This is a genomic window from Selenomonas sp. oral taxon 136 (genome assembly GCF_001554015.1).
Lineage (GTDB): Bacteria > Bacillota > Negativicutes > Selenomonadales > Selenomonadaceae > Centipeda > Centipeda felix.
Genome location: NZ_CP014239.1, coordinates 2,188,687 through 2,202,272 on the forward strand (window position 1 = coordinate 2,188,687; position 13,586 = coordinate 2,202,272).

Annotated in this window: 14 protein-coding genes; 11 read left to right on the top strand and 3 right to left on the bottom strand. The window is 58.2% G+C overall.

Annotated features, from left to right (window positions below):
- Positions 1 to 154 precede the first annotated feature (154 nt).
- The 6 genes from cysE to AXE86_RS10555 are packed head-to-tail and all read left to right on the top strand — an operon-like array spanning position 155 to position 4,806.
- On the top strand, positions 155 to 877 hold the full coding sequence (cysE, locus tag AXE86_RS10530; RefSeq protein WP_061946721.1) for a serine O-acetyltransferase: 723 nt from the start codon (positions 155 to 157) through the stop codon (positions 875 to 877).
- Between the two features lie 9 nt (positions 878 to 886).
- A complete protein-coding gene (gene cysS, locus AXE86_RS10535) occupies positions 887 to 2,317 on the top strand; it encodes a cysteine--tRNA ligase (RefSeq protein WP_061946722.1) in 1,431 nt (476 codons plus the stop codon).
- A 7-nt stretch (positions 2,318 to 2,324) separates the two neighbouring features.
- Positions 2,325 to 2,855 (top strand): Mini-ribonuclease 3, encoded by a 531-nt coding sequence (locus AXE86_RS10540; protein WP_061947009.1) that lies wholly within the window; start codon positions 2,325 to 2,327, stop codon positions 2,853 to 2,855.
- Positions 2,815 to 3,453, top strand: coding sequence for an FAD-dependent thymidylate synthase (thyX, locus tag AXE86_RS10545; RefSeq protein WP_061946723.1), 639 nt, complete (start codon positions 2,815 to 2,817; stop codon positions 3,451 to 3,453). Before AXE86_RS10540 ends, thyX begins: the two co-directional genes overlap by 41 nt.
- A gap of 20 nt (positions 3,454 to 3,473) precedes the next feature.
- Positions 3,474 to 4,271, top strand: a complete 798-nt coding sequence (gene rlmB / locus AXE86_RS10550) for a 23S rRNA (guanosine(2251)-2'-O)-methyltransferase RlmB (RefSeq protein WP_061947011.1) — start codon at positions 3,474 to 3,476, stop codon at positions 4,269 to 4,271.
- Between the two features lies 1 nt (position 4,272).
- Positions 4,273 to 4,806: an NYN domain-containing protein gene (locus tag AXE86_RS10555; RefSeq protein ID WP_061946724.1), complete on the top strand. Its 534-nt coding sequence runs from the start codon at positions 4,273 to 4,275 to the stop codon at positions 4,804 to 4,806.
- 39 nt (positions 4,807 to 4,845) lie between these two features.
- On the opposite strand, the gene AXE86_RS10560 is transcribed toward AXE86_RS10555, so the two are convergent.
- From AXE86_RS10560 to trkA, 3 genes are read right to left on the bottom strand one after another with little or no spacing between them, the layout of a single operon-like run.
- Entirely contained in the window at positions 4,846 to 6,294 is a 1,449-nt protein-coding gene (locus AXE86_RS10560; protein WP_061946725.1) for a TrkH family potassium uptake protein, read from the bottom strand.
- A 6-nt stretch (positions 6,295 to 6,300) separates the two neighbouring features.
- Positions 6,301 to 7,740: a potassium transporter TrkG gene (locus AXE86_RS10565; protein WP_061946726.1), complete on the bottom strand. Its 1,440-nt coding sequence runs from the start codon at positions 7,738 to 7,740 to the stop codon at positions 6,301 to 6,303.
- Entirely contained in the window at positions 7,740 to 9,089 is a 1,350-nt protein-coding gene (gene trkA / locus AXE86_RS10570) for a Trk system potassium transporter TrkA (RefSeq protein ID WP_061946727.1), read from the bottom strand. The genes AXE86_RS10565 and trkA overlap by 1 nt, the downstream gene beginning before the upstream one ends.
- Positions 9,090 to 9,326: 237 nt before the next feature.
- Between trkA and tgt the strand changes: the two genes are divergently transcribed.
- The 5 genes from tgt to secF are packed head-to-tail and all read left to right on the top strand — an operon-like array spanning position 9,327 to position 13,526.
- Entirely contained in the window at positions 9,327 to 10,451 is a 1,125-nt protein-coding gene (gene tgt, locus AXE86_RS10575; RefSeq protein ID WP_061946728.1) for a tRNA guanosine(34) transglycosylase Tgt, read from the top strand.
- 13 nt (positions 10,452 to 10,464) lie between these two features.
- Positions 10,465 to 10,746 (top strand): preprotein translocase subunit YajC, encoded by a 282-nt coding sequence (gene yajC / locus AXE86_RS10580; RefSeq protein ID WP_006691249.1) that lies wholly within the window; start codon positions 10,465 to 10,467, stop codon positions 10,744 to 10,746.
- A gap of 10 nt (positions 10,747 to 10,756) precedes the next feature.
- Complete coding sequence (locus tag AXE86_RS10585; protein WP_061946729.1) at positions 10,757 to 11,353, top strand: 5-formyltetrahydrofolate cyclo-ligase; 597 nt, start codon at positions 10,757 to 10,759, stop codon at positions 11,351 to 11,353.
- A gap of 33 nt (positions 11,354 to 11,386) precedes the next feature.
- On the top strand, positions 11,387 to 12,616 hold the full coding sequence (gene secD, locus AXE86_RS10590; protein ID WP_061946730.1) for a protein translocase subunit SecD: 1,230 nt from the start codon (positions 11,387 to 11,389) through the stop codon (positions 12,614 to 12,616).
- Entirely contained in the window at positions 12,609 to 13,526 is a 918-nt protein-coding gene (gene secF, locus AXE86_RS10595) for a protein translocase subunit SecF (protein WP_061946731.1), read from the top strand. The genes secD and secF overlap by 8 nt, the downstream gene beginning before the upstream one ends.
- Positions 13,527 to 13,586: the final 60 nt, after the last annotated feature.

The window sequence follows — 13,586 nt, forward strand, 5'->3', positions numbered from 1 at the left end:
ACAGCTGCAAGAAAACACTCGCGGGGCGTGGCTCTGCGGGTGTTTTCTTGCAGTTGCGCGGCGGCTCTTTTTTTGATAGAATAAAAAGACACGGCAAAAACCTTCGACGTTATCCGTGTTGTTTTTTGTGTTTCATCGCAGAGAGGATTCTTTCATGTTCGCACAGATCAGGCGCGATATTCGCGTCGTTTTTGAGCGTGACCCGGCGGCGCAGAGCGTGATCGAGGTGGTGCTCTGTTACGGCGGGCTGCATGCCATCTGGCTGCACCGTATGGCCCACGCACTTTTTGTGCGCGGCTGGGTGCTGATCCCGCGCCTGATCTCGAACTTCGGGCGCTTCCTGACGGGGATTGAGATCCATCCGGGAGCGACCATCGGCGAGGGACTCTTTATCGACCACGGGACAGGCATTGTCATCGGGGAGACGGCAGAGATCGGGCGGAATGTTACCCTCTATCAGGGTGTGACCCTCGGCGGAACGGGCAAAGAAAAGGGAAAGCGTCATCCGACGCTCGGCAATAACGTCGTCGTGGCATCGGGGGCAAAGGTGCTCGGCTCCTTTACGGTGGGCGATCACGCGAAGATCGGCGCGGGATCCGTTGTCCTGCGCCCTGTTCCCGCGCATGCCACCGTGGTCGGCATCCCGGGGCGCATTGTCGTGATGAAGGGACAGCGCGTCCGTACAGAGGCAGAGCTGCTGAGGGCACGCGCCTACTCCATGGACTGTGAGGAGAGTGCCGAGGAGATCGCGAGTGAGCTGGATGTCGACCTCGATCATGACATGCTGCCCGATCCCGAGGCTGAGATGATCGAACAGATGAGTCAGGAGATCGCCGCCCTGAAGGCGCGGCTGGATGTTCTTGAAAAGCGTGAATAAGGAGATACGATGATTACTGTTTACAATACAATGACCCGTAAAAAGGAAGAGTTTCACCCGCTGCGTGAGGGCGAGGTCAGCATTTACTGCTGCGGTGTAACTCCCTATAATGACCCGCACATCGGAAATGCGCGCCCCTTTGTGACATGGGATGTTATACGCCGCTATCTCGCGCACAAGGGCTATCGCGTGCGCTACATCCAGAACTTTACCGACGTGGATGATAAGATCATCAATGCGGCGAATCGCGAGGGCGTGACGTGGAAGGAGATCTCTGACCGCTATATCGCTGCCTACTTCACGGCGATGGATGCGCTGAATGTGCATCGTGCCGATGTATTCCCGCGCGTCTCCGAGACGATGGACGACATCATCCGCATGATCGAGACGCTGATCGAGCGCGGCTATGCCTATGTTACAGAGGCGGGCGACGTCTACTACAGCGTCGAGGCATTTGCTCCGTACGGATGCCTCAGCGGACGCAGTCTTGACGACATGGAGGCAGGTGCGCGCGTCGAGGTCAACGAGACGAAGCATCATCCGATGGACTTTGCTCTGTGGAAGGCGGCAAAGCCGGGCGAGCCCTCGTGGGACAGCCCATGGGGGAAAGGACGCCCGGGCTGGCACATCGAGTGCTCGGCAATGTCCGTGAAGTATCTCGGTGAGGCGTTTGACTTCCACGGCGGCGGCAGCGATCTGATCTTCCCCCATCATGAGAATGAGATCGCACAGGCAGATCCGTGCATCGACGCTGACGTGAAATTTGCACGCTATTGGCTGCACAATGGCTTTATCACCATCGACAACGAGAAAATGTCGAAGTCAAAGAATAATTTCTTTACAGTCAAGGACATTCTGAAGGAATATCCGGGCGAGGTGATTCGCTTCTTCATCCTCCAGACCCATTACCGCAGCCCGCTCGATTTCGGCGACGAGCGTCTGCAGGAGGCGCAGACAGCTCTCGCGCGTCTGAAAGGCGCGAATGACGTGATCGACGAACTCCTGAAACGGGAGGGGACAGCGGACACTGCGGTGGATCTTGCCGCGCAGGCGGAGGCATTTCTGCGCGAATTTGATGCGGCGATGGACGACGATTTCAACACGGCACTGGCGATCAGCCAGATGTTTGGGCTCGCGAAGGAGATCAATCGCTATCATCAGGAGGTCGAGCACGGCGCGGCGTTTGACATGGCGCATTTTCGCATGGCAGCCAAGGCATATCGAAAAATGGCGGGGATCATCGGCATCTTCGAGCAGAATGAGGCGGCTCCCACAGACGATGGCCTGACCAATGCCGTCATGGATTTTGTTATCTCCCTGCGGCAGGAAGCACGCGCGGAGAAGAACTGGGTGCTTGCGGATAAGATTCGCGACGGGCTGAAGGAGGCGGGCGTTCTGATCGAGGACACGCCGACCGGTGTGCGCTGGAAGCGGGCGTAACAAGCGTATGAAGTTTGAACGCTTTCAGCAGCTTGTCCATACGATGTTCCTGCCGGATGACAACGGGAATCCAGCCGTGCGCTATGATCATGTGGATGCCGCACAGGTGCATCCGCTCGTGCTTGCCTACGTTGGCGACGCATATTTTCATCTCTATGTGCGCATGCGCCTCCTTTCGTACGAACAGACGCAGGTGCAGGGGCTGCATGCATTCAGCGCTCAGATCGTCTCGGCGGTCTGGCAGGCACGCGCCTACCGCGGTATTGCCGATATGCTGACCGAGGAGGAGCAGACGATCTACCGCCGTGCACGGAATACGAAGAGCCATGCGCCGCGCAGTGCTTCTGTGGCAGATTATCATGCCAGTACGGGATTTGAGGCGCTCCTCGGCAGCCTCTACATTCGCCATGAGACAGAGCGACTCAAGGAGATTACGGAAACGGCATTTCAGATCATTGCCAAGGCGATGATGGAACAGATGCAGGGAGAAAAAAAGCATGGAAATCAAACTGATATCGAAGACGCCCAATTACCTTAAAACCTGCTGGACAGCGGCACGCACCTGCTACAGCGCAGACTCGCCCATCGAACTGTTCACCGAGGAAAAGACGGAGGAGGAGATGCTGCGCCTTCTCACGCGCATTATGACGAGCAAGCACCTCTCTGTCGTCGAGCACTGCTCCATGACGTTTGCCGTTAAGGATGTGTCGCGCACGCTCCTCGCCCAATACAGCCGTCATCGCATCGGCGTTTCACTGAGCGTGCAGAGTCAGCGCTATGTCTCGGAGCAGTCCGAAAAGCAGACGGACGGGCTCTTTGGGCATGTCGTCCCGCAGACCGTGGCGGAAAACGCGGAGGCGTATGCACGTTATATGGCTTGTATGAAGGAGATCCAAAAGACATACGACGAGCTTCTTGCGCTCGGTGTCGCGAAGCAGGATGCGCGCTTTGTCCTGCCGGGCGGAGCGTGCACGAATTTCGTCACGACGCTCAATCTGCGCTCTTTTATGGACGTCTATGAAAAGCGCGTCACAACTCCTGGGGCGCAGTGGGAAATCAAAGAGATGATGCTGCGGATGCGCGATCTCATCGTCGCAGAGGAGCCGTGGCTTGAGCAATTTGTCCCGCGCAGCTGATGATGCAGAAGGTGGATCCGATGAAAGAAAAGCATGCACAGCGCAATGCTGTGCCGCAGGAAGAAAAGACACCACCCATCTTGGCGGGACGGCATGCCATCATCGAGGCGATCAAGGCGGGGCGCGGCATCAACCGCATTCTGCTCGCCGACGGCGTGCGCGGCAGCGGCATCAACGAACTGCGGGATCTCGCACGCGAGCACGGCATCATGGTGGACACGGTCGGCCGCAGCAAACTCGATGCTCTCGTGCCGCAGAATGTACGGCATCAGGGGGCAGTCGCCTATGTCGCACCCGTCGCCTACGTCGCTGTGGAGGCGATCATCGCAGGGGCACGGGCGCGCGGGGAGGATCCGATCCTCCTGCTCCTCGACGGCATCGAGGATCCGCAGAATCTCGGCGCCCTGCTCCGCACGGCAGATGCGGCCGGCGTCCACGGGATTCTTCTCCCGCGCCGTCACAGCGTCCCCCTGACGGAGACCGTCGCGCGCGTTTCGGCGGGGGCACTCGAATACGTGCCCGTTGCGCGGATCGGCAATATCGCACAGACCATGCGTGCGCTGAAGGAACAGGGCTTTTGGATTGCGGGTGCGGATATGAGCGGCGAGGAAACCTATGACCGTGCCAATCTCACGGGGGCTCTCGTTCTCGTCATCGGCAGTGAGGGACGCGGTATGAGCCGTCTCACGCGTGACCTTTGTGACTTTACTGTACGTCTGCCCATGGTGGGGAAGATCAACTCTCTCAATGCCTCCGTCGCGGGGGCGATCCTCATGTACGAGGCACAGCGGCAGCGCAGGGCAAAGGCTGTGGTGTGACATGGCAATGCAGCGAGAGCCCGCGTACTACCTCATCGACGGCTACAATGTCATCAACGCGTGGCCGGAGCTCATCCGTCTGCGCAGTAACCTCGACGAGGCGCGTGATGTCCTCATCCACATTTTGACGGAGTACGGTGCATTTGAGAACTACGAGATGACCGTCGTCTTTGATGCGTTTGCTACGGACGAAGAGGAGCATGCGCTGGAGATCAGCAGCCGTATGCGTGTCATCTATACGGCGACGGGTGAGACGGCGGACAGTTGCATTGAGCGGCTCGCCTACACTGCGGTGCGCATGGGGCGTGAGGTGCATGTCGCCACGTCGGATGGCGCGGAGCAGAGCCTCATCCTTGGGGCAGGCGCGTATCGTATTACCTCACCCGAGCTGCAGCGTTCGGTAAAAAAAGCAAAAAAATTGATGCGTGCGGAGTACATCAGCACGCATACAAAGCCGCTCGGCCGCATCGAGGTGCACGAACGGATCGACCAAGTGACACTGGCGCGGCTCGAAGAACTGCGGCGTAAAAAATAGGGACTGTCAGCGTAGCTGTTTCGCTGGACAGTCCCTTTTCTACCACCGATATGTCCTGCGCCAGAACGACGGCTGCAGGAGAATGAGCAGGGTGAAGATCTCAAGGCGGCCGAGAAGCATCGTGAGGCAGAGAATTGCCTTTGAGAAGTCGGAGAGCGGTGCATAGGTAGAGGTCGCACTCACGATCCCGAATGCTGGGCCGATGTTGCCGATGGTTGTGATGGCGACGGCGACAGCGTCAAATGGGAGGAGGCCGTCCATCGCGAGCAGGAATGCCGTGACGAAGATGACGGCGAGGTAGAGAAAGAAAAATGTCCCGACGCGCAGCAGCATTGCGCCGTCCACATGTGCGCCTGTGAGCGTAATGTCCACCACGCGGTTCGGATTCAGCTTTTGGAGGACGACAACACGTGCGTTGCGCACGAGGAGGATGAGGCGAGCCACCTTGATGCCGCTTGCTGTCGAGCCTGCGCAGCCGCCGATCACCATGAGGAGGAGCAGTACCATCTTGGAGAAGGTCGGCCACGTCTCAAAGTCCGCCGACACGAATCCCGTCGTCGACAGCGAGGTCACCTGAAATACGGCGACACGTGCCGCCATGTCGCCGTTCATCCCCATCGAAAGGATGAGGTTGAGCGCGATGAGGAGCATCGCCACGAGCACGATGCCGAGATAGGTGCGAAACTCTGTGTTGCGCAGAATGACCGCAGGTCCCTTGACATAAGCACGGTAGTAGAGTGAGAAGCTGCCGCCTGCGAGGAACATAAAGAGCGCCGTCCACAGCTCGAATGGGAGATTGTGAAAGTGCATCGTCCCGTCGTCGTAGGTGGAGAATCCACAGGTTCCAATGGTGGACATTGCATGGGCAAGAGCAATACTAAAATCGACGCCGCACAGCATAAAAGCAGCCGTTGTTATGACGGTGAAGATCAGATAGATCTTGAAGAGCGCGACGGTCATCTCATGCAGGCGCGGCATGACGCGGTCGAGCGTCGGACCGCTGCCCTCGGCACTGTACATATAGATCGTGCTTGCTCCGGACTGCGGGAGCAGCGCGATAAAGATCACGATGATGCCGAGTCCGCCGATCCACGCCGTCATCATCCGCCAGAAGAGGATACTGTACGGCAGCCCGTCAAGCGTGACAAAGACCGTCCCGCCCGTACCGGTAAAGCCTGAGATGCTCTCAAAGAGCGCGTCGAGAAAACCGAGATAGTGTCCGAGCAGGTAGGGGAGCATCCCGAGAAAAGTCCCCGTAAACCAACCAAACGCCGTAATAGCGATCCCCTCGCGCGGGGTCAGATCATCGGAGCGTTCCCCGTAGTGACGAAAGGCGATGCCGAAAAAAATGCTGACGAAGACGGACAGCATGAACGCCTCGCGGCTTGCCTCTTCGCCGACAATGGCGAGGACGAGGGGGATCGCGAGTGCCGCCGCCATCGCAAAAGAAAGGCGTGACAGAATATAGTTGACCGTATAGATATTCATAGCGTCCTACCAGTTATGCCCTGTGTCCTTGAACAGCGCACCGACGAAGAGGAAAAAGGCAAAGATCTCGATGCGTCCGAGGATCATGAGAAAGGCACAGATGATCTTTGTCCATGCCGGAAGTGCCGCTGCTGTGTCCATGTGTACCAGCCCCGCGACACCGCCCGTCGTTGTGAGACAGGAGACCGTCAGAGCAATCGTCTCGATGGGGGCGAGGTTTGTCAGAGAGATGAGGAGACTGCTGACTGAAAAGACTGCGGCGAAGAAAAAAGAGAGAACGAGCACCCGTCCGACCGAGTGGATGGGGATCGGCATTCCCCCCTGCCGCACGGCGAATACCATGCGCGGGTGAAGGGTGCGCCGTAGTTCCGTCCATGAAAGCGAGAGCAGTACGAGCAGGCGCGAAATGCGGAAACCGCCTGCTGCCGAGCCCATGCAGCCGCCGATGATGGCGAGAAGTGTCAAGAGCAGTACGGCACCGCCGTGGTCAGGGATCGCTCCTGCGAGCAGCAGCCCATTCGTGGAGAGAAAGGAAATGGCGTAGAAAAATCCGTGGGCAATGGCATCGATGGGGGAGGATGTGCTGCACAGAAGAGCTGGAATGGTGAGCACCAGCCCGGCGGAGAGAAAGAGCAGGCAAAAGGCCTGCAGCTCTGTGTGGCGCAGTACGTCCACCTCGCCGCGTCGATGCAGGAGCTGTCGGATCGTGAGGAGCGGCAGTGCTGAGAGCAGAGCGCTGAGACCGCCGGCGAGCATCAGAGATGGTGTTGGCGGGAGGTCGCCCGCCATCGGCCCTGCCCCCGAGGCAATCGTATAGAGGGCGAGCAGCAGTGCTGAGAAGACCGTGTCGCCCGCCGCAAGATAGAGGAGAGCCGCAGCAATTGTGATGGCAATGTAGAGCAGCGTCATCTCGTGCATGGGGCGCGTCATGCGGTTCCAGAGAGGGCTGAAGAGCCGCTCCTGCCGCACCGAAAAATCCACGCCGAAGCAGCTGCTGACAACGGGCTGCACCGTCACAAGAATGACGACAAAGAGCAGTCCGCCGAACCAGCTCATGAGTCCGCGCCAGAGGAGGAGTGCGGGCGGCAGATCCTCAGGCAGTGCCGTCAGACCCGTCGTCGTAAGTGCTGAGATACATTCAAAGAAGGTATTGATCGGCGAGAGATGCAGCCCTGCCAGATGAAAGGGCAGCATGCCGAGCAGCGCGAGGAAAAACCACACGACGAGCAGAAAGAGCGTCCCTTCCTGCACGGATAACTGGCGCATGTGACTGCGCCCCATATTGCCGAACACCATGCCGAGGATAAAGGTCAGTACACTGAGAACGAGAAAAAATCCGGTCGAGGCATCGCCGACGATTATCCCATAGGCAAAGGGAATAAGATAGAGCGGAGCGAAGACGTACGCCGTGCGCCCCATGAGCACCCAAAAGAGATCAAAACGCATCAGTCGTCTCCAAAGTAGGTGAGAGCCTTATTGGCAAAACTCTTCAGGACGAAGAGAATGACACGGTCGCCCGGCTGCAGCTCCGTCGTGCCGTTCGGGATTGCCGCTTTCTCTCCGCGCACATAGGCACAGACGAGACATTCGCGCGGGAGCCGTGCATCCATCAGTTTTTTTCCTGCGACGGGAGCACCGGGGCGGACGATCACCTCGAGCGCCTCTGCACGTGCGCCCTCGAGCAGGGTGACACGCGCCACATCGCCGCCTCGCGCAAAGGCGAGCACCTCGCTTGCGGAGAGCAGACGCGCCGAGAGCGCGATGGTTACGCCGACCTTCTCCATGAGATCGATATACTCATTGCGGTTGACGCGTACCAATGACTTGATGCTGCTGTTTGAGAGATGGCGTGCGAGGAGGGCAAGCATCAGATTCAGCTTGTCGTCCTCCGTCAGGCAGACGATGGCATCCGCCTCGGCGATTCCCTCCTGCATCAGGAGATCCATATCCGTACCGTCGCCGCAGATTGCAAGGCCTGTTGACATCATTCCTGCGAGCAGCTCGCAGCGCTCGCGGCTGCGGTCGATCACCTTTACCTGTACCCCTTGACGCTCGAGCATGAGCGCGAGCGCACGTCCCGTTCGGCCCGCACCGATGATGGCGACGCGTGCGAGCTTCTTCGTGTCGCTGGGCACGAGGCTCTGGCTGAACTCCTCGATCCGCTCCTGCAGGCCGATGAAGTAGGCATTGTCACCTGGGAGAAACATATCATCACCGTGGGGGATAATCATTCGATGGTCACGAAAGATCAGCCCTGCCAGGACACCTTGCGGCAGGGTTAAGTCCTTGAGCGGAATGCGGGCGATCGGCGCATGACGGCGGATGCGCGTCTCGAAGAGCTGCACCTTGCCCTGTGCAAAATCCTCCACGTTGAGTGCGGCAGGGGTCATGAGGATGCGGTTGATTTCATTCGCCGTGATGAGCTCGGGGTTCAGCACGAGATCAATGTCAAAATTTTCCTTGAGATACTTGCCTGCCTCCACCGTGACCTTCATATCGCGAATGCGGGCAATCGTATGACGAATGCCGTGTTTCTTCGCGAGGACACAGGCGACGATGTTCACCTCATCGCTCTCCGTCACCGCGATGAGAATGTCCGCACTATTGATGTCTGGATCGTTCATCGTTATGGGGCTCGCGATATTTGCCTCGACCGTGAGCACATCGAGCGTCGTCTTTGCCGCCTCCAGCTGCTTTGACACGCCGTCCACCACGACGACGTCGATGCCCTCCTCCGAGAGCAGCGAGGCAATGCTGTATCCGAGCTGTCCCGCGCCTGCTACTACAATTCGCACATTCCTACCTCCTGCACACGATAAATCATGGCAAGTATACCACACTGCATGGCATGATGCCATATTTTGACCGATTTCGCTCTATGATAAATGTTATGGAATGTAAAATTTGGATTTGCTCATTGAATTGTCGCGAATCGGCTTGACAATGTCGGGCGTGATACATAATATAGTAGTGTTGTGAGTGGGAAGAGTTTGCGCCAATAGAGAGAATTTGGCAGGCGTGGAGGTGGATGATTGGCAGCGATTACCTATGAGCTGATTCGGAAAGATCCTGCGACGGGAGCGCGTGCCGGTGTCATTCATACCCCCCATGGGAGCTTTCCAACACCGATCTTTATGCCGGTAGGGACGCAGGCGTCCGTCAAGGGCGTTTCACCCGATGAGCTGCGTGATCTCGGTGCGGGGATCATCCTCAGCAATACCTACCATCTCTTCCTGCGTCCCGGAATGGAGCTTGTGCGTGAGGCGGGCGGACTGCATCGCTTCATGCACTGGGACGGTGCGATCCTCACGGACAGCGGAGGATTTCAGGTGTTCAGCCTCGGCGACCTGCGCAAGATCACCGAGGAGGGGGCGACGTTCCGCTCGCATATTGACGGGGCGAAGAAATTCCTCTCGCCCGAGGTATCGATGGAGGTGCAGCGCGCGCTCGGCGCGGATATCGTCATGGCGTTTGACGAGTGCATTCCGTATCCTGCCGACCATGACTATGCGAAGGCCTCGACGGAGCGCACACAGCGCTGGCTCATCCGCTGCCGCAATGCGATGGCGGGCGCAGAGGAGCAGGGGCTTTTCGGCATCGTGCAGGGCGGGATGTACCGCGACCTGCGCGCATGGCACGCCGCCGCTGCAACGGAGCTCGATCTGCCGGGCTATGCCATCGGCGGGCTGAGCGTCGGCGAACCGCATGCACTGATGGAGGAGATCCTCTCCTATACGACAGAGCTTCTGCCCGAGGAGAAACCGCGCTACCTCATGGGTGTCGGGACCCCCGACTACCTCCTCACGGGGGTACGGCACGGCATCGACATGTTTGACTGCGTATTCCCGACGCGCGTGGCGCGCAACGGCATGGCAATGACATGGACGGGGCGGCTCGTGATGAAGAACGCGGCGTATGCGCATGACCATACCGTCATGGAGGACGGCTGCGGCTGCTATGCCTGCCGCAATGGGTACACGCGTGCGTACATCCGTCATCTCGTACGGGCGCAGGAGATCTTTGGACTGCGGCTGCTCTCCCTGCACAACCTCTACTTCCTGCAGGAGTTCATGCGGCGGATACGTGCGTCAATTTTGGATGGGACGTTTTTATCGTTTTATCAGGACTTTATGAGTCACTATCATAGAAATAAGTGAAGGAGTTGTCTTTATGGATGCAGAAATGATGGCACAGCTGAGTTCGTGGGGCCCGATTGTTATACTGGTGCTCTTCTTTTACTTCCTCCTCTACCGCCCGCAGAAGCAGGCACAGAAGAAGCGTGAGGAAATGCTCAGCCGTCTGAAGGTCGGCGATGCGGTCATTACGCTCGGCGGGATGCATGGCAGGATTACTGCGATTGATGAGAAAACCGTTACCCTCAGTGCTGCCGAGAACGTCAGCATCGTCTTTGAGCGCTCTGCGATCAGCGGCGTGAGTGAGGGACAGGAGTAAATCCGCTGTGATGGCAGAGGATATACGTGCTGAGAAAAAGGCTCTGCGACGGGAGATGCTGAGCCGCCGCCGTGCAGTTTCACCGGAGCAGCGGACGCACGCGGGCGGCATCATTACGGCGCAGGTCCTGCCGGAGCTGAAGCGGGCAGGAACAGTCATGCTCTATGCATCCATGCCGGAGGAGATTGATCTCTTTCCGCTGATGGAGAAGCTGATCTCTGCGGGGAAACGCATCGCTTTGCCCGAGATCACGGGGCGCGGCACAATGGAGGTACGGGAACTGGCTGCCATGGATGCTCTGATCGATGGTGCATTTGATATACCGACACCTGATCCTGCACGTGGGGCGCAGATTCCGCCCGAGGAGATCGATGTCGTCATCGTCCCCGGTGCGGCGTTTGATGCAGACGGCGGACGGCTGGGACTGGGCGGCGGATATTATGACCGCTTCCTGCCGCGTGCGGTGCATGCGGAACGTCTCGTTCTGGCATTTGATTTTCAGATCGTTCCTGCCGTTCCCATGGCGGCGTGGGATGCACGCGTCGATCGGATTCTGACCGAGCGGCGCAGCATGGACTGCCGAAACGGCAGAGTGAAAGAGGGGTAAAGGCTGTTGAGACAACATAGTCTGTTAAAGCTGGTGATTACGGTCGCCGTCATCATCGCAGCTTTTTTTGTGTGCGTTCGGCCGCTTGCGAGCTCCATACGACAGGGGCTTGACCTGCAGGGCGGTACACACGTCGTCCTGGAGGCGGTCGATACGGAACAGGCACAGGTCAACGAGGATGCGATGAACCGCGTGGTGGCGATCATGGAGAAGCGCGTCAATGCACTTGGCCTCACCGAGCCGATCATCCAGCGCGAGGGTGATCGGCGCGTCATCATCGAGCTGCCGGGCGTCAAGGATCCCGATGCAGCGATCAAGACCATTGGCAAGACGGCGATGCTCGAGTTCCGTGATGAGGAAGGAAATACCGTCCTGACCGGTACCGATCTGAAGGATGCACAGGCATCGACGAATCCGCAGACGGGGCAGAACGTCGTCAACCTCGAGTTCTCAGATGAGGGTGCACAGAAATTCGCCGACCTGACGATGAAGAACGTCGGGCGTACGATTGCGATCCTGCTTGACGGTGAGGTACTCACTGCGCCGAACGTACGCGAGCCGATTCTCGGCGGACGTGCGGAGATCACGGGACAGAAGACGCTCGAAGAGGCACAGAATCTCGCCGTCGTCCTGCGCAGCGGCGCACTGCCCGTGAAGGTCGAGATCATCGAGACGCGCACGGTCGGCCCGACGCTCGGACAGGACTCGAAGGACAAGTCCCAGTTCGCCTTTGCGGTCGGCCTTGGTGCGGTCGTCGTCTTCATGATTTTCTTCTATCATTTCTCGGGGTTCATTGCCGACGTGGCACTGATGGCATATACGATCATGCTGCTCGGTATCCTCTACCTGATGGATGCAACCCTGACTCTCCCGGGCGTTGCGGGCATCATCCTCTCCATCGGCATGGCGGTGGATGCGAACGTGCTCATCTTTGAACACTTCAAAGAGGAGTATCAGATCAATGGGAAGTCCCTGCGCCTTGCCATGGACGCGGGGTTCAAGCGTGCATTTACAACGATCTTTGACTCGAATGTCACGACGCTGATCGCGGCGGGTGTGCTCTTCTTCCTCGGGACGGGGACGATACGCGGCTTTGCCATCACGCTTGGCGTCGGCACGATTCTCTCCATGTTTACGGCGATCACGCTGACGCAGTTCATGCTCAAGCTGATGATCAACTCGAAGCTGTCAGAGAATCCGCGCCTCTATGGTGCGACGGGCTTTATGCTCGGGGGAAAGAAGGGGGCTGAGAAGAATGCCTAAGTTCGATATCGCAGGACATCGCAAAATATGGTTTCTGATCTCCCTGCTCGTCATTATCCCGGGGATTATCTGCATGGGCGTGCGCGGATTCAACTTCGGCATCGACTTCACGGGCGGCACGATCATGGATCTGCGCTTTGAGCAGCCTGTGACCCTGCAGGGGGTGCGCAGCAGCCTCGCGAAGTATGATCTGGACGGCAGCACGATCCAGTTTGCAGGTGCAGAGGCGGGGATTGATGCGTCTGAGAACGTGATGATCCGCACGATCGACCTTGAGGAGAACCAGCGCAAGGAAGTCATGGCGTCACTCACGCAGGATGTCGGTCCCTACACAGTGCTGCGCGAGGAAAAGGTCGGTGCGACCATCGGCGGCGAGCTGATTACGAACGCCGTGCTTGCTCTCGTGATCTCATGGGCACTCATTATCCTCTATGTCGCGTATCGCTTTGAGTGGCGTTTTGGGGTGTCGGCCGTGCTCGCGCTCATCCATGATATCATCATCGTCATGGCAGTCTTTTCGTTCACGCAGCGGCAGATTGACTCTTCGTTTATCGCCGCTCTGCTGACGATTGTAGGATACTCCATCAACGATACCATCGTTATCTTTGACCGTATCCGTGAGAATCTGAAACTGCATTTCCGCCGCGGCGGGGATGTGAACGAGCTGGTCAACCGTTCCATCTATCAGACGCTGACCCGCTCGCTCTATACGGTGTTCACCGTGCTGTTCACGACGTTCGCCCTGTATTGGTTCGGCGGTGAGACGACGAAGGACTTTGCCTTTGCACTGCTCATCGGCTTTGCGGTCGGCTGCTATTCCTCCATCTTCATTGCGAGCCAGCTCTGGATTGAACTGCGCAATCGGACGGAGCATCGCCGCCCCGCGGTAAAACCTGCAGCGGCGGAGTGATTTCATAGGGAAAGAGCCTGCTTGGGTCGCTGAGCAGGCTCTTTTGATGAGGTGGGAAGA

Excerpts from the sequence above, each read along its gene's own strand:
- yajC (WP_006691249.1), top strand. The coding sequence starts at position 10,465 with ATGGATGCAGAAATGATGGCACAGCTGAGTTCGTGGGGCCCGATTGTT.
- thyX (WP_061946723.1), top strand. The coding sequence starts at position 2,815 with ATGGAAATCAAACTGATATCGAAGACGCCCAATTACCTTAAAACCTGC.
- cysS (WP_061946722.1), top strand. The coding sequence starts at position 887 with ATGATTACTGTTTACAATACAATGACCCGTAAAAAGGAAGAGTTTCAC.
- AXE86_RS10560 (WP_061946725.1), bottom strand. The coding sequence starts at position 6,294 with ATGAATATCTATACGGTCAACTATATTCTGTCACGCCTTTCTTTTGCG.
- AXE86_RS10585 (WP_061946729.1), top strand. The coding sequence starts at position 10,757 with ATGGCAGAGGATATACGTGCTGAGAAAAAGGCTCTGCGACGGGAGATG.
- AXE86_RS10555 (WP_061946724.1), top strand. The coding sequence starts at position 4,273 with ATGGCAATGCAGCGAGAGCCCGCGTACTACCTCATCGACGGCTACAAT.
- cysE (WP_061946721.1), top strand. The coding sequence starts at position 155 with ATGTTCGCACAGATCAGGCGCGATATTCGCGTCGTTTTTGAGCGTGAC.
- secF (WP_061946731.1), top strand. The coding sequence starts at position 12,609 with ATGCCTAAGTTCGATATCGCAGGACATCGCAAAATATGGTTTCTGATC.
- AXE86_RS10565 (WP_061946726.1), bottom strand. The coding sequence starts at position 7,740 with ATGCGTTTTGATCTCTTTTGGGTGCTCATGGGGCGCACGGCGTACGTC.
- rlmB (WP_061947011.1), top strand. The coding sequence starts at position 3,474 with ATGAAAGAAAAGCATGCACAGCGCAATGCTGTGCCGCAGGAAGAAAAG.
- AXE86_RS10540 (WP_061947009.1), top strand. The coding sequence starts at position 2,325 with ATGAAGTTTGAACGCTTTCAGCAGCTTGTCCATACGATGTTCCTGCCG.